27 protein-coding genes are annotated in these 25,122 nt (G+C 35.3%); 16 read left to right on the top strand and 11 right to left on the bottom strand.

The genetic code is table 11. From position 1 onward, the window contains the following. Positions 1 to 8: 8 nt before the first annotated feature. Positions 9 to 461, top strand: coding sequence for a pantetheine-phosphate adenylyltransferase (coaD, locus tag A3EE_RS0118045; RefSeq protein ID WP_018344846.1), 453 nt, complete (start codon positions 9 to 11; stop codon positions 459 to 461). Here the strand turns inward: coaD and A3EE_RS0118040 are convergent. Further along, positions 444 to 1,124 carry an NUDIX hydrolase gene (locus tag A3EE_RS0118040; RefSeq protein WP_018344845.1) on the bottom strand — a complete coding sequence of 227 codons (681 nt, stop codon included), beginning with the start codon at positions 1,122 to 1,124 and terminating at the stop codon, positions 444 to 446. The genes coaD and A3EE_RS0118040 overlap by 18 nt on opposite strands. Before the next feature lie 145 nt (positions 1,125 to 1,269). Between A3EE_RS0118040 and pyrE the strand changes: the two genes are divergently transcribed. Together pyrE and A3EE_RS0118030 are read left to right on the top strand one after the other, a co-directional pair. Then, a complete protein-coding gene (gene pyrE / locus A3EE_RS0118035) occupies positions 1,270 to 1,899 on the top strand; it encodes an orotate phosphoribosyltransferase (RefSeq protein ID WP_018344844.1) in 630 nt (209 codons plus the stop codon). Between the two features lie 50 nt (positions 1,900 to 1,949). After that, on the top strand, positions 1,950 to 2,444 hold the full coding sequence (locus A3EE_RS0118030; protein ID WP_018344843.1) for a hypothetical protein: 495 nt from the start codon (positions 1,950 to 1,952) through the stop codon (positions 2,442 to 2,444). On the opposite strand, the gene A3EE_RS0118025 is transcribed toward A3EE_RS0118030, so the two are convergent. Together A3EE_RS0118025 and A3EE_RS0118020 are read right to left on the bottom strand one after the other, a co-directional pair. Next, a complete protein-coding gene (locus A3EE_RS0118025; protein WP_018344842.1) occupies positions 2,437 to 2,994 on the bottom strand; it encodes a hypothetical protein in 558 nt (185 codons plus the stop codon). The two genes, A3EE_RS0118030 and A3EE_RS0118025, sit on opposite strands and share 8 nt — an antisense overlap. A 19-nt stretch (positions 2,995 to 3,013) precedes the next feature. After that, positions 3,014 to 5,362, bottom strand: a complete 2,349-nt coding sequence (locus A3EE_RS0118020) for an AsmA family protein (protein ID WP_018344841.1) — start codon at positions 5,360 to 5,362, stop codon at positions 3,014 to 3,016. Positions 5,363 to 5,491: 129 nt separating this feature from the next. Here A3EE_RS0118020 and A3EE_RS0118015 point away from each other — a divergent pair, with 129 nt between their 5' ends. Then, entirely contained in the window at positions 5,492 to 6,139 is a 648-nt protein-coding gene (locus tag A3EE_RS0118015) for a DUF6134 family protein (RefSeq protein WP_018344840.1), read from the top strand. A 39-nt stretch (positions 6,140 to 6,178) separates the two neighbouring features. Next, positions 6,179 to 6,679, top strand: coding sequence for a metallophosphoesterase family protein (locus A3EE_RS0118010; protein WP_018344839.1), 501 nt, complete (start codon positions 6,179 to 6,181; stop codon positions 6,677 to 6,679). Between the two features lie 58 nt (positions 6,680 to 6,737). Here the strand turns inward: A3EE_RS0118010 and A3EE_RS22020 are convergent, their stop codons facing one another. Further along, positions 6,738 to 6,875: a hypothetical protein gene (locus A3EE_RS22020; protein WP_018344838.1), complete on the bottom strand. Its 138-nt coding sequence runs from the start codon at positions 6,873 to 6,875 to the stop codon at positions 6,738 to 6,740. 136 nt (positions 6,876 to 7,011) lie between these two features. Between A3EE_RS22020 and hisS the strand changes: the two genes are divergently transcribed. The 4 genes from hisS to A3EE_RS0117985 are packed head-to-tail and all read left to right on the top strand — an operon-like array spanning position 7,012 to position 11,649. Then, complete coding sequence (hisS, locus tag A3EE_RS0118000) at positions 7,012 to 8,373, top strand: histidine--tRNA ligase (RefSeq protein WP_018344837.1); 1,362 nt, start codon at positions 7,012 to 7,014, stop codon at positions 8,371 to 8,373. 1 nt (position 8,374) lies between these two features. Then, the gene (locus A3EE_RS0117995; protein WP_018344836.1) at positions 8,375 to 10,282 is read left to right on the top strand and encodes a T9SS type B sorting domain-containing protein; all 1,908 of its coding nucleotides are present in this window, start codon (positions 8,375 to 8,377) and stop codon (positions 10,280 to 10,282) included. A 9-nt stretch (positions 10,283 to 10,291) separates the two neighbouring features. Next, positions 10,292 to 10,630, top strand: coding sequence for a YbaB/EbfC family nucleoid-associated protein (locus tag A3EE_RS0117990; RefSeq protein WP_026209857.1), 339 nt, complete (start codon positions 10,292 to 10,294; stop codon positions 10,628 to 10,630). Continuing rightward, the gene (locus A3EE_RS0117985; protein WP_018344834.1) at positions 10,630 to 11,649 is read left to right on the top strand and encodes a glycosyltransferase family 2 protein; all 1,020 of its coding nucleotides are present in this window, start codon (positions 10,630 to 10,632) and stop codon (positions 11,647 to 11,649) included. The genes A3EE_RS0117990 and A3EE_RS0117985 overlap by 1 nt, the downstream gene beginning before the upstream one ends. Before the next feature lie 14 nt (positions 11,650 to 11,663). On the opposite strand, the gene A3EE_RS0117980 is transcribed toward A3EE_RS0117985, so the two are convergent. From A3EE_RS0117980 to A3EE_RS22295, 3 genes are read right to left on the bottom strand one after another with little or no spacing between them, the layout of a single operon-like run. After that, entirely contained in the window at positions 11,664 to 12,281 is a 618-nt protein-coding gene (locus tag A3EE_RS0117980; RefSeq protein WP_018344833.1) for a transglycosylase domain-containing protein, read from the bottom strand. Between the two features lie 39 nt (positions 12,282 to 12,320). Further along, the gene (locus tag A3EE_RS0117975; protein WP_018344832.1) at positions 12,321 to 13,523 is read right to left on the bottom strand and encodes an OmpA family protein; all 1,203 of its coding nucleotides are present in this window, start codon (positions 13,521 to 13,523) and stop codon (positions 12,321 to 12,323) included. A gap of 54 nt (positions 13,524 to 13,577) precedes the next feature. After that, complete coding sequence (locus A3EE_RS22295) at positions 13,578 to 13,796, bottom strand: PspC domain-containing protein (protein WP_083921291.1); 219 nt, start codon at positions 13,794 to 13,796, stop codon at positions 13,578 to 13,580. A 145-nt stretch (positions 13,797 to 13,941) separates the two neighbouring features. Between A3EE_RS22295 and A3EE_RS0117970 the strand changes: the two genes are divergently transcribed. Together A3EE_RS0117970 and A3EE_RS0117965 are read left to right on the top strand one after the other, a co-directional pair. After that, the gene (locus A3EE_RS0117970; RefSeq protein WP_018344831.1) at positions 13,942 to 15,741 is read left to right on the top strand and encodes an OmpA family protein; all 1,800 of its coding nucleotides are present in this window, start codon (positions 13,942 to 13,944) and stop codon (positions 15,739 to 15,741) included. Positions 15,742 to 15,893: 152 nt separating this feature from the next. Further along, complete coding sequence (locus A3EE_RS0117965) at positions 15,894 to 16,874, top strand: pyruvate dehydrogenase complex E1 component subunit beta (protein ID WP_018344830.1); 981 nt, start codon at positions 15,894 to 15,896, stop codon at positions 16,872 to 16,874. A gap of 97 nt (positions 16,875 to 16,971) precedes the next feature. Here the strand turns inward: A3EE_RS0117965 and A3EE_RS0117960 are convergent, their stop codons facing one another. Continuing rightward, positions 16,972 to 17,220 (bottom strand): hypothetical protein, encoded by a 249-nt coding sequence (locus tag A3EE_RS0117960; protein WP_018344829.1) that lies wholly within the window; start codon positions 17,218 to 17,220, stop codon positions 16,972 to 16,974. A gap of 362 nt (positions 17,221 to 17,582) precedes the next feature. On the opposite strand from A3EE_RS0117960, the gene A3EE_RS0117950 reads away from it, so the two are divergent. From A3EE_RS0117950 to A3EE_RS0117935, 4 genes are read left to right on the top strand one after another with little or no spacing between them, the layout of a single operon-like run. Next, positions 17,583 to 17,957 (top strand): HAD family hydrolase, encoded by a 375-nt coding sequence (locus tag A3EE_RS0117950; protein ID WP_018344827.1) that lies wholly within the window; start codon positions 17,583 to 17,585, stop codon positions 17,955 to 17,957. Beyond that, positions 17,954 to 19,492: a hypothetical protein gene (locus A3EE_RS0117945; protein WP_018344826.1), complete on the top strand. Its 1,539-nt coding sequence runs from the start codon at positions 17,954 to 17,956 to the stop codon at positions 19,490 to 19,492. The genes A3EE_RS0117950 and A3EE_RS0117945 overlap by 4 nt, the downstream gene beginning before the upstream one ends. Before the next feature lie 2 nt (positions 19,493 to 19,494). Beyond that, positions 19,495 to 20,256, top strand: a complete 762-nt coding sequence (locus A3EE_RS20925) for a glycosyltransferase family 2 protein (protein ID WP_211208948.1) — start codon at positions 19,495 to 19,497, stop codon at positions 20,254 to 20,256. A gap of 4 nt (positions 20,257 to 20,260) precedes the next feature. Beyond that, positions 20,261 to 21,310 (top strand): WavE lipopolysaccharide synthesis family protein, encoded by a 1,050-nt coding sequence (locus A3EE_RS0117935; protein ID WP_018344824.1) that lies wholly within the window; start codon positions 20,261 to 20,263, stop codon positions 21,308 to 21,310. Positions 21,311 to 21,458: 148 nt separating this feature from the next. Here A3EE_RS0117935 and ffh read toward each other — a convergent pair whose 3' ends face one another. After that, positions 21,459 to 22,790 (bottom strand): signal recognition particle protein, encoded by a 1,332-nt coding sequence (gene ffh / locus A3EE_RS0117930; protein ID WP_018344823.1) that lies wholly within the window; start codon positions 22,788 to 22,790, stop codon positions 21,459 to 21,461. 130 nt (positions 22,791 to 22,920) lie between these two features. Between ffh and A3EE_RS0117925 the strand changes: the two genes are divergently transcribed. Then, positions 22,921 to 23,337 (top strand): hypothetical protein, encoded by a 417-nt coding sequence (locus A3EE_RS0117925; RefSeq protein ID WP_157447094.1) that lies wholly within the window; start codon positions 22,921 to 22,923, stop codon positions 23,335 to 23,337. A gap of 1 nt (position 23,338) precedes the next feature. On the opposite strand, the gene A3EE_RS0117920 is transcribed toward A3EE_RS0117925, so the two are convergent. Next, positions 23,339 to 24,079 carry a DUF5672 family protein gene (locus A3EE_RS0117920; RefSeq protein WP_018344821.1) on the bottom strand — a complete coding sequence of 247 codons (741 nt, stop codon included), beginning with the start codon at positions 24,077 to 24,079 and terminating at the stop codon, positions 23,339 to 23,341. Further along, the gene (locus A3EE_RS21530) at positions 24,080 to 25,099 is read right to left on the bottom strand and encodes a class I SAM-dependent methyltransferase (protein WP_018344820.1); all 1,020 of its coding nucleotides are present in this window, start codon (positions 25,097 to 25,099) and stop codon (positions 24,080 to 24,082) included. Between the last annotated feature and the right edge of the window lie 23 nt (positions 25,100 to 25,122).

The raw sequence follows: 25,122 nt of genomic DNA, 5'->3' as shown, positions 1-25,122 counted from the left end.
TCATCCTTATGAGTAGAATTGCTGTATTTCCGGGTTCCTTCGATCCTTTCACAAAAGGCCATGAAGACATTGTACGCAGAAGTTTAAACTTATTCGACAAAGTTATTATTGCGATTGGAAACAATTCTCAAAAAAACAGATACTTTGATATTGACTTCATGGTGCCCAAAATTGAAAATTGTTTTTTAGACACAAAAAAAGTTGAAGTTAAAGTATTTACAGGCCTTACAGCAGACTTCGCAAAAGAATGCAATGCAAATTTTTTAATCAGAGGATTGCGTAACACTACGGATTTCGAATATGAAAACAGCATCTCGCAAGCGAACAAATATTTGTGGAAAGATCTTGAGACGGTATTCATGATCACGAGTCCACATCTGGCTTACATCAGTTCAAGCCTTATCAGAGACATTCATAAATACAATGGGGATGTAAGCGGTTTCTTACCGTACCAGCTCTGAGTGTAATCTGTAATATTCGTCTATCACTTCCTGAATGGATGCATATGAATTTTTAACGGAACGTATCACGTCTTTGTAATTCATCCATTTCAGATCTTCAATAAACTCTGCCAGCTGTGGCTGCATGTTAGAGTCATCCAGACAATTCATCTCATACCAATCCGTACGTTTCAAAATGCGTTTTCCTTTACGCACGTAGGCATGCCAGGTAGAGCATATCTTATCTTTTACATCCACTTTAATGCTGCACTCTTCTTCGACTTCGCGCTTCGCACATTTAATGGATTCTTCTTTCTTCTTTAATTTACCTTTTGGCAGATCCCATTTACCTAATCTAAAAATCAAGAGGATCTTTTCCTGCTTACGAACCACACCCCCACTGGCTTTGATCACTTTAAACTGGTCTTTAATGAACTCAACCATAAATTCATAATCGTCCACCGCAAATGTAATGGATACCAGTTTTTTCAAACGTTTCAGTTCCATTATGCGTATCAAACGTTCCAGCTGACGGGGTGTAGCCTGCTTTATAAGGACCTTACCGATCAGGTTTACAGATAGAATCTCTTCGGTAGCACCTATTATCGTATTGTATTCATACACAGGAAGTGCAGACACATATTGGATTACCTTTATGGGCTTATCGTTTATGAAGAGTTTCATCTATCTCAGGCTAATTAGGGGCAAATTATCAAAGTAATGCTGAATTAAAAAGAATCGCCACAAGGAATTATGAACAGATAGTGACTATTGCACATTAAATATGAAAATGTGTTAAATTGGGGAGGTATTTATAATAAGTTTATTCATGAACTACACAAAAGAAGTTGCATTATCTCTTTTAAAAATTGAAGCAGTACGCTTACGTCCTGAAGAACCTTTCAAATGGGCATCAGGCTGGAACTCTCCGATATATTGTGATAATCGTTTAACATTGTCATTTCCCGAATCAAGAAATCTGATACGTGACGGATTGGTAGATTTAATTAAAACACATTACCCTTCTTGTGAATGCATTGCAGGTGTTGCAACAGCAGGTATCCCGCAGGGTGCGATCATTGCAGACAATATGAATTTGCCAATGATCTATGTCCGCCCTAAACCAAAGGACCACGGTATGCAAAACCTTATTGAAGGCAAGATCACAAAAGGTCAAAAGATTGTTGTGGTTGAAGATCTGATCTCAACAGGCGGCAGTTCTTTAAAAGCAGTAGAAGCTCTGAAAGAAGGCGGCTTTGAAATCTTAGGTATGATTGGTATTTTCACTTATGGCTTTCAGATTGCTGCACAAAATTTTCAAGAAGCAGGTGTGGCATTGCATACATTATGCAACTACGACGAATTAATTAAAGAGGCAGTAGCAAACAGATATGTGAAGGAAGACCAGCTTGCTACCCTAAGCGAATGGCGCAAGAATCCGCATCTTTGGAAAAAATAATGTATTCAACTTTTAACTTTTATATATTTATTTAAATCAATAACACTTCTATGAAAAAACTGATTCTCCTATTTTTCTTGGCATGTGCAACACAGTTATATGCGCAAGATTACAAAGCACTTGCTGAAAAAGAATATAAAACTGCTGAAGAATACAAAAGCGTTGAAGCAGATGTATTAAGTGCATGCAATTTGTATTTATCCAAAACGCTGGCACAAACAGATTCTAACCGTGTCTACGGAATGCTGCTTGCAATTAAGTGGGCTATGGGTACGCCCGACTATCAATTTGTATTTGACGATACATTTGAAAAAATAGGTAAAGCAGATAAAGTTTCTTCTTTAACCTACATGATCTGCATGACGAAATACGTTTTGGAGCATAAAGATAAAAAAGACGATGTGAAAAATGTTAAATACAATACCGTGTTGTTGTTCTTAAAGTATGCAAACAATCCCAAAAATGAAATCCCTGCAAAAGGTGAAATCAAAAAACTACAGGCAGCTCAACAAGCCGGTAAGCTGAAAGAATATTTGGCTAAGTAAAAATAAAAAGAGTCCCGATAGCTATCGGGACTCTTTTTATTTTTACTCTCTGGTGCGAAAATTTATATTTTTTTAACAATTGATTCAGATGCTTTCGCATACCATCACTCATACCAATCAATCGATAATATGTGGTTCCATCTTCAGCAACTTCTTTCCCTTGTTGCTGACCTGGTATATTAATGCTTGAAACCAATCTATTGCAATCCATACATATCGTTATGTACTGAACAGGCTTGCCTTTTTTATAAAAAACGATTCCAAGATGTGGTTCAAAACAAGCTGCAGGATATTCTCCATAAGAAGATTTTAATCCTAAAATATTAACCAGATTTTTGTTTTCAGAATTAGTTAAGGTTTGACGTTTTTTTATCGTGCTATTGAATTTATTTTTTTTATTAATAATAGTCGATTGATCTGAACCTTCTCCATTTCCTTCAAAGTCATAGATCACAATACTATCATACTCTATTTTAGCAAATGGATTTTCATCCTGAGCATAGACCTCCTTATGAAACACTAAAATAAGTAGCACTACTAGTATTTTCATTCGTTAATTATTTTCAGTCCTATAACAATTTCAACTTACCTTCTTTACCTTTTATTTTTATCGGTATAGACAAACCTGCTTTCGAATCATTGGTCAAGCCTTTTGTATTCGGTTTCTTTTTCAGATTTTTTACAGGAAGCAAGATATAATATTCCGATTCACCATCCGGCTGAATGATTACATCCAGATAGAAATATAAAATATTCGTAACAAATAAGGTACGTGGAATTTCAACGACATTATTTTTAATAATAATAGAGGTATTGATTTTGTCAAATGTAACATGCTTCAGATCTTTTTCGTCAAAACCTATTTTTGATAAGATCATTAACGGTTCAACTTCGATCAATTCCAGCTTATTAATGTTAAAATTACCATTAACTACTACTGAAGTTGTATCCATTACCAATCCAGAGCTTAAGACAAAAAACGAATGTACATTTCCGCTTACAACCCCTTTAACATTATCCGAATTCAGCATTTTTTGTTTGAAGTTATTGAATGCTGAAAACACCTTATCAATATAAAAGCTTTTCATATAAATATTGCTGGTGCAATGAATTTGGTTTCTCACCGGAACAAAATTACTTGTAAGGGATAACACACCTCCAAAGGAGTTCATGGACTCAACAATCTTTACATTCTTTTTAGTGAAATTAATATCCAATTCAATATTATTTCCATGATAACTATTCGAATAAAAATTTTTCACCTTTCCTTTCAGGCTTGCCTGCAAATCATAGGGTAAAACAAAACTTCCGTTTTTTACAATATCGATCTTTCTATTGGATGCAGATTTAGTTTTAGACTTAAGTGCATGGCTATTAAAGTCATTAAAATAAAAATTATTAGATGTAAAATTGATATTCATTTTCAAGCCGGTGGTATCATTGAATATGGAATTGAATAAATTGTAAGCAGTGCCATTAAGCTCCATATCAGTCTTGCCGGACTTCACTTCTAATTTATGCATCAGAATGGTATCTCTTCTGAAAGAAATTTTTCCATCCAGATCATCAAATGCAAAATGAAGTTTATTCAGTTTAAGTTTTAAATGATTCAGATTGATATCTCCATATATTTCGGGCGTTTGAGATCGTATACCAAACAGATAATTCAGTTTGCCGTCATAAGTTAGATTTACGTTAACTTTTCCGGACACATCTGAATATTCCTTAAAATGCACTAAATCAAACAAAGTGTTTCCACTTAATGCTAAATTTACATTTGTTTTTAAAACAGGATCTTTAAAATTTTGAAGCACGATCCCCTTTGCAGTAAGCGAGTCTGTTTTATTAATCTTAGCAGAAAAATTATCAAATCGAATGGAATAATCTTCATCGCTTGTACTATGATTTGCATTTAAATTTCCGCTGAAACGAACATGATGAATTTGAGCATTCAATTTTTCATTTTTTATGGAGAGGCTATCAGTAGTAAAATCAATTGAAAAATCAGGTTGATTTCCGGGCAGCAAACTTACTTTAATGTTTGCATCCGAGCTGATCTGACCGCTTAAATTTAACGGTTTTATTTTTTTTGTCCACCGTTGAGGAATCAAACTGAATACATTTTGTATATCTGCATTCTTCGTTTTTATATTCAGTGTTAATAATGATTTGTTTTTAAAATCAATATTTCCATTTCCTACATAGCTGTTATCTCCCGACATTACAACGCAATCTGTAAAAGCAAATACTTTGGTTTGAAAATTAAAGGTGAATTTAAAATCTGCTTTTAAGTCTGCTTCTCTAAACAACGTTCCGGGCTTTAAAGCTACCTGCTTGGAATATAATTGCCCCAACAATTCACCCGTAAGCACTTTAGAATCCAATGATAATTCCGTTTCAGTATTCGAAAAGAGCAGATCCAAACGTTTCGGTCTAAACTTGTTTTCATAAACAATATGAATGTTATGAAATTTAATTTTATGTATATCAAAACTTGTTATCGCTTTAGAATCCTTTTCAGTTTTCGTGGTATCCTTTTTAACAATGATATCAAAATCTCTGTTACCCAATGAATCCACACGTGCATCTATAAATCCATTTTCAATTAATATTTCTTTAACCTGAAATTTCTTAACTAAAACGCTATATGGAGAAAATAATATTTTCAGTTTGCCAAGTTTCACCAATGGAACCTTACTACTGTCAGACTTAGGAAGAAGTACTTCATTTAAGCTAAAAGATATATAAGGGAAATTGGTAAAAGCAGAAATACCGATATGACCGATTTTTATAGGCTTAATCAGATTTTTGTTTATTTCAGTAACAACCCTATTTTCTATCTCTTCCTTGTAATAAATGGAAATCAAAGAAATTGCTGAAAAATAAAATAACAGAATCGATGCTAGTATAATAAGCACCCTTTTAAAGAATTTCACTGTGTTAGGTCGTTTATATGATGATAAATTCCATTGTCTGATCGCATTGTATTCTAAAATAATAATAATATATTGTTATATATTCATTTTGCGATTATTTAAATTCATTTCATGGAGCATCGTTTTTGGGGTTGGGCCTTGTTCTTTTGCAGCTGCACTTTATTTTTAGTTGCAGCATCAACACGTTTTAAAACCAACGAACCCAACGAAGTAAAATTCAGTTATCTCAAATATGATGTAGAAGTACAGGATAAAAACGTTGGCTGGATGACCTGTGCAAAAACTCCATCTACGTCAGACCCTACGATCACCAATTATGTGATCGATTCTAAAGTAGTGTTTAATATTGTTACCAGTTACACCATTCAATTCAACTTAAGCTCATCGTATAAGCACAACGATCTATACAAATCAAACTATGCAACAAAAGTCAATGGGGATACTCAATCTTTTTCGACTGTAAATTGGGATGGTTCAAGATACATGGGCTGGGATGGCACAAACAACAATGTAATTACCTCGGATAAGATCACACAATCAATAGCAAATTTGTATTATAAAGAACCGGTTGGACTGACTCAGTTATTTTCTGAAAAATTCATGGCCATGTGTCCCATTGTAAAAACCGGAGATTATTATTATGTCACCTTCCCCGACGGAAAAACTACTACCTATAAATATCAAAACGGTATTTGTGTCTGGGCTGAATCCAAACAAAAATTATACAGAATTGTTTTCAGACTTAAAGAGATCAAATAATTTGCATACGCCTTTTCTACCGCTGCTTTGCCACCCTTCATGAAAATAGGTTTACTTTCCGACACCCATTCATATTTAGATCCTGCTGTATTCAATTATTTTAAAGACTGCGACGAGATCTGGCATGCAGGTGATTTTGGAAATGTGTCTATATACGACCAATTACATGCCTTTAAGCCTACCATTGGTGTCTATGGTAACATTGATGGACAGGACGTGCGTATTGTCCTTAAAGAAGACCTTATTGTTGAACGTGACGGCTTAAAGATTTACTTTACACACATAGGCGGCAGTCCGGGAAAATATCCTGCACGGGTAAAACAACAAATGGTACTCCATAAACCGGATGTATTTGTTTGCGGACACAGTCATATACTTCGTGTAGTAAGTGATGCAGCATATAACAATATGTTGTATTTAAATCCGGGTGCGGCAGGCAAAGAGGGTTTTCACAGAATGCGCACACTTTTGCGCTTTGAGATCAACGCCGGAAAAATCTCCAACATGCAGGTAATTGAGCTTGGCCTGCGTGGAAAATAAAAAAGACGTCTACTTTGTAGACGTCTTTTTTATAAGATATGAATGAATTCGATTTGAATTAAGCTTGTTTTTTCAATTCTTCTACATCCACGCGACGAATTACAGGAACACTAGTCATTTGTTTGATAACTGCCTGTCTATTATTCGCAACTGCTTTGTTTCTTCTGTCTTTTCTTTTAAGTCTAGTAACTCCCATGTCGGTAATGTTTTTATTCTGAAGGAATGCAAAGATAGCACTTTATTACAATAATAAAAATACTTTCTATTTATTATCAAATAGGCAATCCGAAGTCCTTTTTGTAATTTTAGATCGATTTATTGAAACAATACGAATGGAAAAACCTTCATTACCGAAAGGAACAAGGGATTTTGGCCCTGCCCAGATGCTCAAAAGGCAATATTTGCTGCAAACAATACGCACTATTTTCACCCGTTATGGTTTTTTACCCATAGAAACCCCTGCCATGGAGAATTTGAGTGTATTAACAGGCAAATATGGAGATGAAGGCGACCAGTTGATTTATAAAATCCTGAATTCGGGCGATTTCATTAAAGATATTGATGAAAAACAATTTCAGGAAGGCTCTAAAAAACTTCTCCCCAAAATTTCTAAGAAAGCACTTCGTTATGATTTAACGGTCCCATTTGCCCGACATGTGGTAATGAACCGCAATGAAATAACGTTTCCGTTTAAGAGATATCAGATCCAGCCTGTTTGGCGTGCAGACCGTCCGCAAAAAGGCCGTTATTGTGAATTTATGCAATGCGATGCCGATGTGGTTGGCACAAATTCACTGCTTTGCGAAGCGGAAATTGTTTTAATGATCCACGAAGCCTTTGCCGCACTTGGCATCAAAGATTTCATCATTAAGATCAATAACAGAAAAATATTAACCGGCATTGCGGATTCCATTGGCAAAGAAGGCAGCGAAGCAGAACTGTGTGTAGCAATTGACAAACTGGATAAGATCGGTCAGGATGCTGTGTTAGATGAACTGCGAACAAAAGATTTTACAGAAGCTCAATTAACAAAGCTTCTGCCTGTCTTCAATCTGAAAGGTAATAACAAAGAGATCTTCCCTGCCCTTCGCGCACTATTAAAAGACAGTTCTGTAGGTTTAAAAGGAATTGAAGAATTAGAACGTGTATATGATCTGATTGAAAAATCAGGACTTGCCAATGCATCGGTTGAAACCGACCTTACCTTAGCACGCGGCCTATCTTATTATACAGGTGCCATATTTGAAGTTAAAATACTGAACGTGCAAATGGGTAGCGTATGCGGCGGCGGTCGTTATGATAATTTAACAGGCGTATTTGGCTTACCGAATGTTTCAGGTGTAGGTATTTCGTTCGGTATTGATCGTATTTACGATGTAATGAACGAATTGGAATTATTCCCATCCCAGGATTCGAACGCTACGCAATTGCTTATTTGTGCATTCGATGATACAACATTCGAACACGCACTTCCCTTGGTTACTAAGTTCCGCATAAAAGGTATTAATACAGAGTTATACCCGGAGCCGCTAAAGATCAAGAAGCAGTTAAGTTATGCCGACGATAAAAAAATACCGTTTGCATTATTAATCGGCGAAGATGAAATGAAATCAGGTATTTATTCGTTAAAGAATTTAGTTACCGGTGAACAACATAAAGTAACGCTAGAAGAATCCATTCATAAAATTGCTTAATATGTTAAAAAAAACAGCTGCTTATTTTTTACCTGTATTACTCTTATTACTGATCGGAATAGAGAGTAATGCGGCAACAGCATGCTTTACACCATCGGCACTAAAAGGCTGTGTACCTTTCACGATCACACTAGACCCGAGTTGCGCGGTTTACAGTCCTGCTGTTGCAACACCGCAATACACATATGACAACAGCGGAACGTCTACATTATCAACCACACATACATATAATACTCCCGGTACATACCGCATCGTACAATATATCGACGGCAGCGCTACCGGTCAAACATACAGAGATATATTGGTAACAGCTTCGCCAGACCCGGTGTTTACAGTAAAATCATGCGCCGGAAGAAATGTTACCTTAACAATGGATCCCATTTCTGCTTCACAACCTTATGATAATTTTGATATCAACTGGGGTGATGGGAGTACTGTTCAAAATGTTGCACCGGGCAGCGTAACTACTCATACATTCTCAAGCGACGGCTTTCAATCCGTAACGGTTACAGGAAAATTTTCACCCAATGCTTCCTGTGGCAGTAAAACGGTTCTACCTTATGCAATCTCTACTCTTGTAAAACCAGATTTAGCTCAATTAAAAGTACTCGCACAGCATTCAACGAATGGACAAATTCAAATTACCTACGATTCAAAAATGGGGCAATTTTATAAAATTGAACGCAGCACCAATGGCGGGCCCTATGATTCAGTTGGCTTCAAAGCAAATAACTCTGCTTTCCCGGCAACTCCTTTTTTGGACAAAAATCTCAATACACAAACAAACGTATACCAGTATAGAGTTGTAGCGTACGATGATTGCGGACTGCAACTGTATTCAGATCCGATTTACTCTATTATCATCAAGGCTACTCCTACCAATGCATTGAATACGGTTACATGGAATACAGATCCAACCGTAAATAGTTTCATACTAACTAAAAATTCCACTCCGATACCTTTCATAGGTACAACAAGCTTTGCTGACAATGCAATTACATGCGGTAATTCTTATTGTTATCAAAATATAGCTTCATTAACAACGTTAACGGTTTCAGGTGTTGCGCAGGTATCTATTTCAATTGATACGTGTATCACGGCTATATCAACAACAATACCACCAGCCGTGCAAGATGTTAACTCAACAATGAATGGCAGTAACGTTACTGTTTCGTGGGCTTCAGCAGGTAGTGGTATTTCATATAAATTATACCAGGTTAGCGGTACTTCATCTACTCAATTAACACAGCAAACAGCTACAACCTATTCTTACAATTTACCAGACTTATCCTCAAGTTATTGTTACCAACTGGACTATGCTGATTTGTGCAGCAATTCATCCCCTAAATCTTTAACAACCTGTCCGGTAATCTTACACGGAACGGTTTCAGGCACAACTATTACATTAAACTGGAACGCTTATACAGGTTACAACAACACAGGTGTACAATCTTATGCCGTACAAAAAATAGATCAGAATGGAATAGTACTTTTAGAAACGAATGTTGGTTTAAGTACCACATTTTCTGAAACAGTGAATCTGAATGATCCCTATGTGAATTACATCATTAAAGTTTACCCTACCAACAGTGCATTTGCAAATTCATTCTCTAATAACAGTCTTTTCAAATTTGAAGCAGAAGTTTTTGTACCGGATATTTTTACTCCAAATGGCGATGGTACAAATGATTATTTTATTGTAAAGGGCAAATATGTAAACACCTATTCCATTAACATATACAGTCGCTGGGGCGAAGTCGTGTATAGTAGCACAGAGATGTTGGCAGGCTGGAATGGATTTAATAATTTTGTATATGCACCTGAAGGTGCATATACCTATAAGATTATTGCTACAGATATTAATAATAAAGAATTCACTAAGACCGGAACAGTCACCTTAACACGATAACAGATGAGCATGTTTGATATGATGGGCATGATGGGAAAAGTAAAAGAGATGCAGGCCCGCATGAAAGAAATAAAAGACAATCTCGTACACATTACTGCTGAAGGAGAATCGGGTGCAGGATTGGTAAAAGCATTGGCAAATGGCAATAAACAAATAATCCGTATTGACATCGACCCTTCTTTGCTAAAGGAAGGCGATCAAACAATTCTTCAGGATCTGGTTGTTGCTGCAGTAAATAAAGCATTACAGAACGTGGAAGAAAAAGCTCAATTAGAACTTAAACAAAAAACAGAAGGACTATTGCCTAACATACCAGGAATGGATTTAGGAAGTATGTTTGGCATGTAATGAATTACACAACCGCAGTTGTAATACTTAATTGGAATGGCGTAGAACAGTTGCGCACATTTCTCCCCTCAGTAGTTGCGAATACGCAAGATGCTGAAATCATCGTTGCAGATAATGCATCAACAGATAATTCTATTGATTGGGTGAAGCAACATTATCCTGATATACGGATCATTTCGCTGTCTCAAAATTATGGCTATGCCGGAGGATATAACGAAGCATTAAAATTTGTTGATGCAGATTTTCTTGTATTATTAAATTCAGATATTGAAGTAACAGCAGGCTGGCTTCAACCGCTTGTTCATGTGTTAGCAGGCAATCCTGCAGTAGCAGCTTGTCAGCCCAAAATACTTAGTTACCACAACAAAACTTCCTTTGAATACGCCGGAGCTGCAGGAGGGTATATAGATAAATACGGTATTCCGTTTTGCAAAGGTCGTATTTTTAATACCATTGAAAAAGATATCAATCAATACAATAATCCAGCAGAAATTTTTTGGGCAAGTGGTGCCTGCTTAACAATACGCAACAGTGTTTTCAAAAAGATCGGCGGCTTTGATGCGGACTTCTTTGCACACATGGAAGAAATTGATCTCTGCTGGACCATTCACAGATTGGGCTATGCAATACAGTATGTGCCTACGAGCACCATATACCATGTTGGCGGAGCCACCTTAAGCAAATCCAATCCTAAAAAAACTTTTTTAAATTTTAGAAATTCATTGTGGATGCTTCAAAAGCATTTGCCCAAAAACAAATTGTTGCCAATACTTTTTACACGTATGTGTCTGGATGGACTTGCAGCATTTCATTATTTAAGCAAAGGGCAAGCAAAACATTTTGCAGCAGTTTTTAAGGCGCACATGTCATTTTATTTCAGTGCAAAAAATAAAGGCAAACGCAACGCACTGTCTACTCTTCCATTTGTTTATTCAAACAGTGATCTTATTGTTAAAAAGTCGATCATCTTTGAATTTTATCTAAAAGGTAAAAAAACATATCAATCGCTTTTTAAGTGATCAATTGCAGCTATTCATTTTTTCATGATTGCATCAACTGCCTCATCGTATTTTACTCTGTTGCGCAATGGGTTGTATTGTGAAGGTGCAAATTGAATAACATACAAGCCAACAATTTCCCTTTCGGTTAATTCTTCTAAACTTTTTTCAAAATAATACTTTGAAGCTTCATGTATTCCATTGGTGTTTCCTCCAAATTCACTCGTGTTCATGTTAAAAGTAAAACACTCTTTTTGAGTAAAGTTCTTTTCAATAAAAAGTTTGATTAGAAGGTCGTCTTGATTAAAAGGCACCCATGGTCTATCCGTATTTGTGATCACAGTATCGCCCGGTATATACGGTAAATATATTTCATTGCATTGGCACCTTCTTTTGGAGCGACCAAATATTCTTTTAAGATTGTAGTTCCATGCGTTATCAGAATAAAATTCAGGATCGTATTTTTCTAGTGTATTATAAACTTTATCAGGAAATTTCGGGCTGTTAGAAATTTCAGTAACCAACCATTTTTGTTGATTTTTGGTCATTACTACATCTATGTTCTTGTGAAACCAGATGTATAAAAAAATATACATTCCTATAAGCAGCAATGCGGAAAAAATAGTCGCCCATTTTAAAAATTTTCTTATCATTCGATCAGCAATGGTTCAAACAATATTCTTTATTTTTCTTTATTCAATAATTTCCATTTCTACACGACGGTTCAACTTACGTGTTTCTTCCTTTGTATTATCAGCTATTGGAAAGGCACCACCATATCCTACCGTTTCTATCCGGTCTGCAGCAATTCCTTTACTGATCAGATATTTTTTCACATTTGAAACACGTGCTTCAGACAACGCAACATTTAATTTAGTATCACCCTGATTATCGGTATGCCCAATAAATCGTACACGAACATTGGTATCTCTGTTCATCCATTCAGCAATCCGATCCAGTTCAAGTTTAGCTTGCGGCAACAACTCAGCCCTACTTTGAACAAACAGAATATCTTTTAAAATCACCCGTTCAATTTTAGCTGCAGGAGTTGTATCCTCAACAATCTCAGGATCTACAGGCTTTTCCTTTTTATAGTGAATTTTATATACTCCTTGATTTAATGTATCACTGTTATCAAATTCAATTCCGTATTCAGACAAAGGAACCTTCCGTCTAGCAACAGGAGTTTTTTTATAATCCCTATGCATGACCGTCGGAATTTTCTCAGGAGGTTTATAGCCCTCCGGCATTGTTCGAATATAAATAAGAGAGATATCATCCAAGGCAAGATCATTCCCTCGTTCATTGGTGTTCAGATTTTCAATGCATATACGCAATGGACCGCTGTGCTCACCCGAATACCAGATAGCAGATGCTTTAATCCACTTAAACATGTGATAGAAATCGCGCTCGATTACAAGCTCTTCATTACCGATTGTAACTTTTATCTTCGGATCATTGCCTTTCACGTCTCCATTTTCAAACGCAAAATTTGTCTTGGGTGGCAGCAACCTATATATATTACAGAAAAATACAGAGAAGTCGTATTCTGAATTGGGTAAAACCGTAACCTTACTGCACCAGGCTTGTATTTTCCTTCCATCCGAATTCACAACCATATACATGCCATATCCGGCTTCGGTGTGGTCGCCGCCATCCGGATCTTTAAAATCTTTATTTAATTGAGAAGCATGATCGGTAACGGAGTAATATCCGGGAGGTGCTGAGCGATCGGAATATGAAAATCCACTTTCAAACCCAACATTGCCTAGTTCAAAAGATCCATTTGGAATACAATTCCCGGCTGTTTGAGCAAAAACAACATAAAAAGGCGCAAAAAGGAATACAAAGATGCCGGCAGCAATTATTCTTTTTCCATAATTAACTATGCCCATCAACCAGCTTTGTATATAATGATAATATATTCCGAACGAAATACTGTACGTAACTTATATATCCCAAACGGGTTTACGGTTATTTCTCAAATGCTTATGCATGTTCATTAAGAAAGCCAACCCCATGTATATAATAATAGGTGAGCCGAAGGTTAAAAAAGAAAGATATATAAAAAAAAGACGAATACTGGATATAGCAATTCCAAATCGCTCCCCCCAATAGGTGCAAACACCAAATGCTCTTGTTTCAAAAAAAGAAATTACTTTATTCATATGAAATTTGATTCTTTATCGCTGTTTCACTTAAAATTAGTCATTTTTTTGTGATAATTAACAAAATTAAAATGGAATTTGGTTGTTTTAGATTATTCATAGCACTATTTTCGCAGTATAAGGAAACTAATTTGTTGATACAATTATGACATTAAACAGACAAAGCGTAACAGTAGCATTAATGACGGCTGGTATGTTAGCATTTAACTCTTGCTCATTGAAGCAAATGGTTAAAATGGCTAAAGACCAAGAATTAACAGTAACACCTTCTCCTCTAGAGGTTCACGGTGACAGTGTAGCATTTGATATTTCTGCTTCGCTGCCTGTTAAAATGCTAAAAAAGAATAAAATCTATTCTGTAAGCAGTTTTTATAAAATCGGCGATGAAAAAATCGAACTTGGTTCTTTTGATTTTGTCTCTACAGAATATCCGGATGCAAAAACAACTCAGCCAAAAATCACTAAGCATCAAGCATTTGCTTACAAACCTGAAATCGGTAATGGCGACTTAGTAGTTGTTGGTACAGCTTCAAACCTGGACAAGACAAAATCTAAGTCTACTGAAGAATTACCAGTTGCTAAAGGTTTAATTACAACTTCTCGTTTAGTAAAGGATTACACGTATGTTGCATACGCTGATCACGGCTACAACAACAAAGAAGAATTGATCCCATCAACTGTTAACTTCTACTTTGAGCAAGGTAAATCAGTTTTGAGAAAGTCTGAAATGAAAGGCGAAAACGCTAAATTCTTAGATGCTTTCATTACAGCTAAAAACGTTACACGTACAATCAGTGTAATCGGTCACCACTCTCCAGAAGGTACTGAAACTAAAAACGCAAACCTTGCGAACGAGCGTTCAGTAGTAATTGAAAAATATGTTAAAGAAAGAATGAAGCATTTCAAACAAGATTCAATTGTTAATGCTATTCAATTTGTAACAAAAGGTGATATCAAAGATTTCGAGCCATTGAAAGCTGAGATCGCAAAAGATACAAAACTTGCTCCTGAGCATAAAGATGAGTTGTTGAGCATCATAAACGGAAGTGGTGATTTCACTTCTAAACAACAACAAATTGAAAAATTGCCTTACTACAACAAATCCGTATTGGCACATTTATATCCTACATTACGTACAGCTAGAACTGAAATCTGGACTGTTAAGCCTAAGAAAACAGACGCACAGATCTCTTTATTAGCTGGTCAGATTGCTGCTGGTAAAGTATCTCCTGATACATTAACTGCTGAAGAATTATCTTACGCTGGTACTTTAACTCCGATCCTTTCTGAGAAAGTTGCTATCTACGAAGCATTAGTTAAGAAAACTGACAATTGGGCTGCTTACAACAACTTAGGTGCAGCTTATGTTGAACAAGCTAAAGCTGAAGTTGATCAGAACAAGAAAAAAGAATTGGTTAACAAAGCGATCAACACATTAGAAATGTCTATCAAGAAACAAGATAGCGGTGAAGCTCACGTAAACTTAGCTTCTGCATATATCTTAACTGGTGTTCGTGATTTATCTCGTACTGAAGCAAACAAAGCGGTAGCATCTAATGCATCTGACGCTGTTAAAAAAGGTGCTAACGGTATCTTAGGAACACTTGATGTTAAAGATGGTAAATATGAATTAGCGTTACAGGATTTATCTAAATCTAATGACTCTCTTCAAGTTAAATTTAACTCTGCTTTAGCTAGCTTATTGAAAAAAGATTTCAATACTGCAAAAGCTGGTTTTGCTAACTACATTGCTGCTGCTCCAAATGATGCTGCAGGTTACTACTTAGCTGCAGTAACTGCTGCTCGTCAGAAAGATGAAGCAACATTAACTACAAATCTTAAAAAAGCTAAAGCTTTAAGCGCTAAATATGGCGAAAGAGCTGTTTCTGATATGGAATTCTACGATTACTGGAATTCTGAAAATTTCAAAAATGCTTTAAAATAATATACTCCTTATAAAAAAAACCTCTGCTGAAAAGCAGAGGTTTTTTTTTGCCCAAAAATGAAGGTTTCCAGACGCATAATCCTGAATTTATCTTTGTAATTGCGGGGCATTATCTTTATTTTTGTCAGCTTGATATTTATTGAACGTACGATATGAGAGAAATACAATTCCGTGAAGCGCTTCGCGAAGCGATGAACGAAGAAATGAGAAGAGATCCTAATGTATTTTTATTAGGTGAAGAAGTTGCAGAGTACAATGGTGCATATAAAGTAAGCCAGGGGATGTTGGATGAATTTGGTGCAAAACGAGTGATCGATACACCCATTTCAGAATTAGGTTTTGCTGGTATTGCAGTAGGTGCTGCAATGAACGGACTTCGTCCGCTTGTAGAATTTATGACATTCAATTTCTCGCTTGTAGCAATTGACCAAATCATAAATGGTGCTGCAAAAATCATGTCTATGTCTGGCGGCCAATATACTGCTCCGATGGTATTCAGAGGACCAACAGGTAACGCAGGACAATTAAGTTCTCAGCACTCTCAAAATTTTGAAAACTGGTTTGCAAATACTCCTGGTTTAAAGGTAGTAGTTCCTGCTAATCCATATGATGCTAAAGGTTTATTGAAATCTGCTATCAGAGACAATGATCCCATTATTTTTATGGAGTCTGAAGTTATGTATGGCGACAAAGGACCGGTTCCTGAAGGCGAATACCTGATTCCAATTGGTGTAGCAGATGTTAAACGCGAAGGTACAGATGTTACAATCGTTTCTTATGGCAAGATCTTAAAAGTAGCTTTACAGGCTGCTGAAGATTTAGCAAAAGAAGGAGTTTCAGCTGAAGTTATTGATTTACGTACAGTTCGTCCGATCGATTTTGAAACAGTTGTTAATTCTGTAAAGAAAACAAACCGTTTAGTAATCGTTGAAGAAACATGGCCATTGGCAAGTATCTCTTCTGAGATCTCTTACCATGTACAGCGTTATGCATTTGATCACTTAGATGCTCCTGTTATGCGTGTTACAAGCCGTGATCTACCGCTTCCATACGCTCCTACATTGATTCAGGAAATTCTTCCAAATGTAAAACGTACAATTGACGCAGTTAAATCTGTTATGTATCAGAACTAATAGAGTTCAAATCTCATATAAATAAAAAACCTCCCGTCCCGATAGCTATCGGGATGGGAGGTTTTTTATTTATATACAAGAAGATTTTATTACTTATCTATCTCTTCATCAGTGTTTCTGTGATATCCATAATATCCTGCGTAGGTATCTGATACGCAATGTAATTCCCTGCCAGAACGGTTAATGATGCGATAGAACTACCAATCTTTCCTGTTTTGTCTTTTGTTCTTCCAACAAGCTTCCCAACAAACACTTCACCATATTTCAGATACGACAAGCTTCCTTTTTTTAATCGAGTGATAACGGTTTTGTTATTTAACTCATCAGTTACTTCTTCAAAATTCATAGCTTTTAATTTTACTGGTTTAACAACTGTGCTACATTATCTAGACGAATAAATCGATAAGATATTGCACTACATACTAAAAAATCCCCACATTCAATATCGTCATTTTTACTGACGAAATCAAAAAAGTTATGTTAAAATTTCTCGCGTATAAATGCAAATAATTTATTTGTTAGAACCCATTTCTGATTTTTTTCAAAAAATGCAACTTCCTCTGCACCATTAGTTATATGTACCACATAGAGCCAAAGACGAATTACGCGAGGAATCTGCAAAGCCAATATGGAGAAAGACTTCTACTATGCATTTTATTGTTTATCTTTATAATTATTCACATATTGTTTCCTATTTACATTCCCCAAATGAAAAAACTAATAGTGGATCTGGATGATACAATTTGTTATACAGAAAAGTCCGATTATAAAAATGCTGCCCCCAATACATCTTTTATAAATAAGCTAAAGGAATACAAAGATTCCGGATTTGAAATTACAATTCACACAAGTAGAAACGTGAGAACATTTAGCGGAAATGTTGGCAAAATCAATGTTCATACCTTACCGATTATACTGGATTGGCTAAAAGAGCATGATGTTCCGTTTGATGAAGTTGTCGTTGGCAAACCATGGTGCGGTTTTGAAGGATTTTATATCGATGATAAGTCTATCCGGCCAAGTGAATTTCTCAAATATTCTTATTCTGAAATACAGCAATTACTGGAAAAGGAAAAACAATGATTTTAATTACATCTGGTGCGTACATTGAAGCTTCGCTAAAATCTGAGTTCGGTTATATTCCTCCAAGCTTTTTGCCTATTGGCAATAAACGTCTCTACTTACACCAATTGAGTCAGTTTTCAAAAGAAATTGAAAATGAAACGATTTACCTTTCAGTTCCGGATTCATACACTATTAGTGACGTTGACAAAAAAGTATTAACAGATCATCGTGTACAAATCATTAAAGTGCCAGATAACCTGTCGATAGGTCTATCTATATTCTATAGCCTGAACAAAATGCATGAACGGAACCAGCCCGTTCGGATCCTTTATGGAGATACCTTAATTCCGGAAGTACCTATTGATGCTGATTTTATAGCGGTCGGAAAGTCTGAATACTTCTATGACTGGGCAGAGTCCGATCAGGATCTCGATAAAAAACTAACCTATTGCGGATATTTTTCATTCGAAAATATTCACAAGTTAATAGATAAGTTATTTGAAGTTAATTTTGATTTTATAAGTGCTGTAAGGAAGTATAGTAAGGAAAGATCCGTAAAAGAAACACACGTAAAAGAATGGTTGGATTTTGGTCACATCAATACTTTTTATTGTTCTAAAGCAAAGTATACCACGCAAAGAGTATTCAATAAGCTCACCATCAAAAACAGAGTCTTAACAAAACAAAGTGAAGATAAAGAAAAGATGTCAGCAGAATCTTTTTGGTATCAAAACTTACCCTTTTCACTTAAAGTTTACACTCCAATGTATCTTGGAACCTTAGAATCAGGATACGCATTGGAATATTTGAACTTTAGCGCGCTGAATGAGTTATTGGTATTTGGAAATCAATCGTCTTTTTTTTGGAAACCAATTTTAGATTCGGTAATCCGGTTCATTGAAGCGTGTACTGCAATCAAACCAGATCAGACGGAAGAAAGATCAAATAATAATCTTTATTTACCCAAAACACAAAAACGATTACAGCGTTTTGCAGATCAAACACAAATAGATCTTAATTGTACATGGACTGTAAACAAGCAAACAGTACCTAGCTTGAATCAAATTATTGCTGAAACAGCACAGTGGATTCAACCTGCTACTAATAATGAGATAGGAGTCATACACGGCGATTTGTGTTTCAGCAATATCTTATTTGATTTTAAAAATCTGGATATTAAAGTAATTGATCCAAGAGGATTGGATGAAGACGGAAATTATTCTATATATGGAGATGTTCGTTATGATATAGCGAAACTCTCTCATTCAATACTGGGCAATTACGATCTGATCATTGCCAATTATTTTGAACTGAATGAAACAGGTACTTATGCGTTGGAATTTAATATTCACATAAGCGAAAATATTAAAGCGTTACAAAAACACTTTGCGCAATATGTTATTAATGGCGTACACTTAAATAGCAAAGCCAACTATGCTATTATGGTTCATTTATTCTTGTCTATGCTTCCATTACATTACGACAATCCATTAAGACAAAAAGCTTTTTTAGCAAATGCACTGTGTTTATATATTGAATTTAATAAAAAATAATCTTGAAAGAATTCGTCATACTCATTCCTATGGCTGGTAAAAGCAGTCGCTTTTATGATGCAGGATACACGCTTCCTAAGTTTATGCTTGATGTACATGGCGTTTCAGTTTTTGAAATAGCTGTTAGCAGTTTTAAAAGATATTTTAGCAAAAATTTATTTGTCTTTATAATAAATCAAGACTCAGTAGTGGAAGATTTTATTAAAAATAAAATCACTACTCTGGGAATTAAAAATTATAAAATTGTGAGTTTAGCCGAACCAACCAAAGGACAGGCAGAAACCGTATGGAAGGGTACCGATTTGATTTCTGATAAGAAACAAGGACTTGTAGTATTTAATATTGATACCTTCAGACCAGATTATATCTTTCCTGAATCACTTGAAACTGCAGATGGTTATGTGGAGGTCTTTAAGGGTAAAGGTTCTCACTGGTCATTCATTGAGACTGATACGCAGGATTTAACTAAAGTCATCAGAACAACAGAAAAAGAACGAATCTCCGATTTATGCAGCTCGGGGCTTTACTATTTCAAATCGATTGAAATTTTTGAAGAAATGTTTCTCTACTATAAGAACAATAACATATTGACACGCAATGAATACTATGTTGCGCCAATGTATAACTATCTGATACAAAAAGGTAGTTATATTTCCTTTGAATTGATATCTATAGATAATTTATTTTTTATTGGTACTCCCGAAGAATATCTTCACTTTAAAGGTAATATGACGCATGACTCATTACTTCGTTTAATGGAATAATAAGATGACATCTACGATAAAATATAGTTTACTGATTCAAGGGCCGATATTATCAAAAGGGCGCTCGGGCAAAACATACAAAGATAAAGTTGCTGAACAAACAATTGTAAACTACGATTGCTTACCTAACATAAAAGAACTGCTAAAAAATTATTCCCATTTGTTTTCTGAAGTAGTACTTACTACCTGGAAAGATGAAGTATTAGCTGAAGAAGAATTATCGGCGTATCCATGTAAGATAGTAAAACTTGACAATCCAACTCCGGAAATACTTCTTTCTGAAAAGGTGAAATTCCCTACAGATATAAATAATAAATACAAACAGTTTTATTCCTGCTTAAAAGGCGTCGAAGCATTTGATGCATCTAAGTGTGATTATGTTGTAAAAGTAAGAACAGATCAGTTTTTTAATATAAATGATCTTATTGAAGAGCATAGAACTTTTTTGAAATCATCAGGTTCAGACGTTTCTCATAAATTATTTGTTCCGTTCATTAACAAGCAAAAGTATCTGGTAAACGATTTTTACTTTATAGGCAGCTATGATGTTTTGCGTTCTGTTTCAAAAAGTATGCTGGCATTTAATTATTTTGAATTCAATAGTTCTGTTCATTTAGAAATTTCACTTAAACATTCTTATCTGAATTATTTTAAAGAATTGAATGTAAATACCAGAGATTACTTTGTTAATACCTTAGATGTGAATTATTCTTTTCAAGGAAATAAAATACGTAATTTTTTAACTGCTGAATTTTATCAATGTTTTTCAAGCAATGTTTATGGTACTCTATATTGGAGAGGCGAAAAAATAGTCGTTGAAGATCAATATGAAAATACACTAGCATTCAATGAAAATTTCAATACATTGTTTGTGAGAGAAGATTTAAATGTGAATAAAATTTCATTTTTAAATCAAATCAAATACATACAACTTAGTAGATACCTAAGTTTTAAATATAGAGATAAAGATTCTTTACCTGTTTATATTCGATTGTGGATTTTTTCATATAATAGCCTATTGAAATTTTATTTAAAAAAAATAAAAAGGCAATAATACGTTGCCCAGTCATTTAAAAGAAATGCCTCTATTTGGTACTTATCCTTATATAGAATTGAGCTTTTATTGATTTTATCAAGATCGTTAAAACAAAAAATGCCGATTATTTCATAATCGGCATTTTAATAATTTATGAATATAAATCTTATCGCTTCATTAAATTCTTCATATTCGGCGGTATTCCCTTCCCTTGCATTTTGTTCATGCTCTTCATCATCTTGCGCATTTCTTCAAACTGCTTTAATAAATTGTTCACTTGCTGAATCGTAGTTCCGGAACCTTTTGCAATTCTATTTCTTCTGCCGCCACTTAATAAATCAGGATTCTCACGTTCTTCCTGTGTCATCGAAAAGATGATTGCTTCAATTGGTTTAAATGCATCGTCATCAATTGGTAAGTCTTTCATCATTTTACCCATACCCGGAATCATTCCGACAAGGTCTTTGATGCTACCCATTTTTTTGATCTGCTGAATCTGATTTAAGAAATCTTCAAAGTTGAATTGATTCTTTCTTAATTTCTGATTTAACTTCTTTGTTTCTTCTTCATCAAATACCTGCTGAGCACGCTCTACAAGAGATACAACGTCACCCATACCAAGAATACGGCTGGCCATACGTTCCGGATAGAATACATCCAGTGCATCCATCTTCTCTCCTGTACTGACAAATTTGATTGGCTTCTCAACTACAGAACGAATTGAAATAGCAGCACCACCTCGTGTATCACCATCTAACTTGGTTAATACAACACCATCAAAATTGATGCGTTCGTTGAATGCTTTTGCTGTATTCACCGCATCCTGACCTGTCATAGAATCTACTACAAACAAAGTCTCTGAAGGATTTATTGCTTTTTTAACAGCAGCAATTTCATTCATCATATCTTCGTCAATCGCTAAACGACCGGCTGTATCTATGATGACTACTTTCTTATTATTTTTCTTTGCGTATTCAATTGCATTTTTTGCAATCTCAACCGGTTTTTTATTTTCAGGCTCAGTATAAACTTCAACACCAACCTGCTCACCCAATACTTTTAACTGCTCGATCGCAGCTGGTCTGTAAACATCACACGCAGCTAATAAAACATTTGTATTTTGTTTTTTAATGTATGCGGCAAGTTTACCGGAAAAAGTAGTTTTACCTGAACCTTGTAAACCAGCAATCAAGATAACTGCAGGATCACCTTTCAGGTTGATATCCTGCTTCTCTCCACCCATAAGCTTTGTAAGCTCTTCATGGGTAATTTTTACTAATAATTGTCCCGGAGAAACAGAAATCAATACTTCTCTTCCTAAGGCAATTTCTTTTATATCATCTGTAACAGTCTTTGCAACTTTATAGTTAACATCGGCATCAATTAAGGCTTTGCGAATTTCCTTAGCTGTTGTAGCAACGTTAATTTCAGTAATTCTACCCTGACCTTTCAGGGTTTTAAATGCTTTATCGAGCTTCTGACTTAAATTATCAAACATACTTTTGCTTTATCTAAACAAGGGTTATAAAGATACAAAAAAGCTGTTTCTAAGCCTAATAGCTATCATTGTATAACCGAATTGTTTAAGTAAATTGGCTTATAATATCTTAAAAACAGTTCTACAGGATATGAAAACATTCTCTATCGTTTTGATTTTTAGCGCCTTTCTAATTTCCTGCTTAACTTCTAAAACTTCAACAACTTCTGAAGTATTGCTTTGGGGAGATTGGTATGGAGGTCCAGGAACGAAGTATTCAGTCTCTGGAAACAAAAAGGAATGGATTCAGGATTTACCAGCAAGCAACACACTTTTTGTATATGGCCAGGATCATATTTTCATTCATCAAGCGCGAGGGGACAAATCAGTATATAAGTTAAAAGGAAATAAAATCTATAGCGATATGGATAAACCAGACAAAAAAAGATATTATATCATTGAAACCTTATCAGCAGATTCTTTAATTGTTGTTGGTCCTTATAAAGGCAATAAGAAACTATACGTTCCAGGAATTCTTTACCGTTTGTCGTATTACAGAAAAAAATAAATTACCATTTATATCCAAGTGCTTCTATATGCTTGCGCCAAAATTCGGGTTCAAATTTTTCCCATGCGTGACAACCAAATGGCAGCTTATTCCCATTATTCTTATAGGCAATTGAAGGATACTCTTCGATAGCAAACAAACGGGCCTCCTCTACTTGCGGAATATGAAAACCCGGAATTAAACGATGTGCAAGAGACGACCAAAAAAAATCTTCGTTCCATTTTTTCTTCCAAAGAAATGTAACAATGGGTGCTAAAAAAATACTTCCGTAATAAAACTTTTTAACTCTTCTCAAAGAAAAACCTCCGTTGCCAACCGGATAAATACACTTATCGATCCAGGATATTTTTTCTTTTAACTTTTTGATCCACGTGGCATTGATCCAGGGCGCGCCAATGTAATCATATCCTTTGCTGCACCAATATTCCAATTGATCTTCAAATACAAAAGCATCTAACTGATGAATTAATATATAGGTGTAGCCTAAAAATTGTTTGTAGAAATACGATGAGTTAAGCAATAGACTATAACTTTCAATACTTTTAAAACAAGAAGCTTTTAAAGGCAGATAGATGGCTTTACTTGCAACAGCTGTATACGCTGATAGATCAAGGCCTTCAGGGTGCACAATAATAATATCTCTATCTTTAAATACATCCACACAGCGCTGCAACGCAATACGTTCATTCCAATCCATTGAGGAACGATATACAGGTATAACAATTGCGCAGCTGGCCTTCATTTATTTTGTAGCGATTAATACAATTTCACCGCCGGATCTTTTGTTAAACAGGCCCAGTATATAACTGATCTGTTGCTGAAACAAGCCCATTAACAGATCCGCCTTTGTTTTCTTTTCTGTACCAATTTTAAATGTACCATTACGTGCAATCCCTCTGCTGACGATAACAGACCAGGCATCGATACGGCAGCTCGAAAATGATTTCACAATTTTAAAATCGTTTCTCTTAACTACCTTTTCTAAATTATTAATATTGAAAATGTGAAGATGTCTCGGTGGATCTAATTGCAGCCAATCTTTTTTGTATACACTGTGTTGCCAGCTTTCCGTATTTGGTGTTGCAATAACGAGCTTACCACCTTTTTTTAATACTCTGAAGCAACTTGCAAGCAAGGCATCTACTTCATGCACATGTTCAATCACGTGATTGATCGTGATCACATCAAAAAAGTTATCCGGATAATTTTGAGAATCGATGTCGCCTACGTTTGCATTGATACCTTTTGTACGACAATGATCAATCGCTTTAGGATCAACATCCAGACCGTATGCCTCCCAGCCTCCTACCATCATCTTATCTAACAATGCACCGTTGCCACAGCCATAATCCAATATCTTGCCGTCTTTAACTGCATCTAAATATAAAATACTGAAATCAAATTTCGTTTTTGTTAACGGCATTAGGTACACAAGCAAACCGGGTATTTTCTTAAAGAAGGAAAGTTCTTTAAAGTAACCATACTTCAACGCATAATAGGGCCTTTCTAAAAACGCGAAATCAAGAATGGATTTTTTATGATCTGAATGTGTATAGTACGAATCATAAGCCTTCCAGATATCTTCTTTTGTTGGCATTGGATTTAGCCAATACAATTTACAATCTACATTTGCACACTCACTGATGTTCCAGCCTGTTGTTTCACCAAAATGGCGATCTCTTAAATTTGAATATTTTGTTTTACCTTCTGAACCACATGCAATGCACGTAGGATATGAATAGGTATCAATTTTATTTATCATAGTATTTTATTGTTATATGAAAG

Origin of the sequence: Cytophaga aurantiaca DSM 3654 (genome assembly GCF_000379725.1) — a bacterium.
In the GTDB taxonomy this organism is placed as follows: domain Bacteria; phylum Bacteroidota; class Bacteroidia; order Cytophagales; family Cytophagaceae; genus Cytophaga; species Cytophaga aurantiaca.
This window is presented reverse-complemented; position numbering and strand designations above follow the sequence as displayed.

What these genes read in the sequence shown, in the direction of transcription:
- coaD (WP_018344846.1), top strand. Translation starts at nt 9, where the DNA reads ATGAGTAGAATTGCTGTATTTCCGGGTTCCTTCGATCCTTTCACAAAA.
- A3EE_RS0118040 (WP_018344845.1), bottom strand. Translation starts at nt 1,124, where the DNA reads ATGAAACTCTTCATAAACGATAAGCCCATAAAGGTAATCCAATATGTG.
- pyrE (WP_018344844.1), top strand. Translation starts at nt 1,270, where the DNA reads ATGAACTACACAAAAGAAGTTGCATTATCTCTTTTAAAAATTGAAGCA.
- A3EE_RS0118030 (WP_018344843.1), top strand. Translation starts at nt 1,950, where the DNA reads ATGAAAAAACTGATTCTCCTATTTTTCTTGGCATGTGCAACACAGTTA.
- A3EE_RS0118025 (WP_018344842.1), bottom strand. Translation starts at nt 2,994, where the DNA reads ATGAAAATACTAGTAGTGCTACTTATTTTAGTGTTTCATAAGGAGGTC.
- A3EE_RS0118015 (WP_018344840.1), top strand. Translation starts at nt 5,492, where the DNA reads ATGGAGCATCGTTTTTGGGGTTGGGCCTTGTTCTTTTGCAGCTGCACT.
- A3EE_RS0118010 (WP_018344839.1), top strand. Translation starts at nt 6,179, where the DNA reads ATGAAAATAGGTTTACTTTCCGACACCCATTCATATTTAGATCCTGCT.
- A3EE_RS22020 (WP_018344838.1), bottom strand. Translation starts at nt 6,875, where the DNA reads ATGGGAGTTACTAGACTTAAAAGAAAAGACAGAAGAAACAAAGCAGTT.
- hisS (WP_018344837.1), top strand. Translation starts at nt 7,012, where the DNA reads ATGGAAAAACCTTCATTACCGAAAGGAACAAGGGATTTTGGCCCTGCC.
- A3EE_RS0117995 (WP_018344836.1), top strand. Translation starts at nt 8,375, where the DNA reads ATGTTAAAAAAAACAGCTGCTTATTTTTTACCTGTATTACTCTTATTA.
- A3EE_RS0117990 (WP_026209857.1), top strand. Translation starts at nt 10,292, where the DNA reads ATGTTTGATATGATGGGCATGATGGGAAAAGTAAAAGAGATGCAGGCC.
- A3EE_RS0117985 (WP_018344834.1), top strand. Translation starts at nt 10,630, where the DNA reads ATGAATTACACAACCGCAGTTGTAATACTTAATTGGAATGGCGTAGAA.
- A3EE_RS0117980 (WP_018344833.1), bottom strand. Translation starts at nt 12,281, where the DNA reads ATGATAAGAAAATTTTTAAAATGGGCGACTATTTTTTCCGCATTGCTG.
- A3EE_RS0117975 (WP_018344832.1), bottom strand. Translation starts at nt 13,523, where the DNA reads ATGGGCATAGTTAATTATGGAAAAAGAATAATTGCTGCCGGCATCTTT.
- A3EE_RS22295 (WP_083921291.1), bottom strand. Translation starts at nt 13,796, where the DNA reads ATGAATAAAGTAATTTCTTTTTTTGAAACAAGAGCATTTGGTGTTTGC.
- A3EE_RS0117970 (WP_018344831.1), top strand. Translation starts at nt 13,942, where the DNA reads ATGACATTAAACAGACAAAGCGTAACAGTAGCATTAATGACGGCTGGT.
- A3EE_RS0117965 (WP_018344830.1), top strand. Translation starts at nt 15,894, where the DNA reads ATGAGAGAAATACAATTCCGTGAAGCGCTTCGCGAAGCGATGAACGAA.
- A3EE_RS0117960 (WP_018344829.1), bottom strand. Translation starts at nt 17,220, where the DNA reads ATGAATTTTGAAGAAGTAACTGATGAGTTAAATAACAAAACCGTTATC.
- A3EE_RS0117950 (WP_018344827.1), top strand. Translation starts at nt 17,583, where the DNA reads ATGAAAAAACTAATAGTGGATCTGGATGATACAATTTGTTATACAGAA.
- A3EE_RS0117945 (WP_018344826.1), top strand. Translation starts at nt 17,954, where the DNA reads ATGATTTTAATTACATCTGGTGCGTACATTGAAGCTTCGCTAAAATCT.
- A3EE_RS0117935 (WP_018344824.1), top strand. Translation starts at nt 20,261, where the DNA reads ATGACATCTACGATAAAATATAGTTTACTGATTCAAGGGCCGATATTA.
- ffh (WP_018344823.1), bottom strand. Translation starts at nt 22,790, where the DNA reads ATGTTTGATAATTTAAGTCAGAAGCTCGATAAAGCATTTAAAACCCTG.
- A3EE_RS0117925 (WP_157447094.1), top strand. Translation starts at nt 22,921, where the DNA reads ATGAAAACATTCTCTATCGTTTTGATTTTTAGCGCCTTTCTAATTTCC.
- A3EE_RS0117920 (WP_018344821.1), bottom strand. Translation starts at nt 24,079, where the DNA reads ATGAAGGCCAGCTGCGCAATTGTTATACCTGTATATCGTTCCTCAATG.
- A3EE_RS21530 (WP_018344820.1), bottom strand. Translation starts at nt 25,099, where the DNA reads ATGATAAATAAAATTGATACCTATTCATATCCTACGTGCATTGCATGT.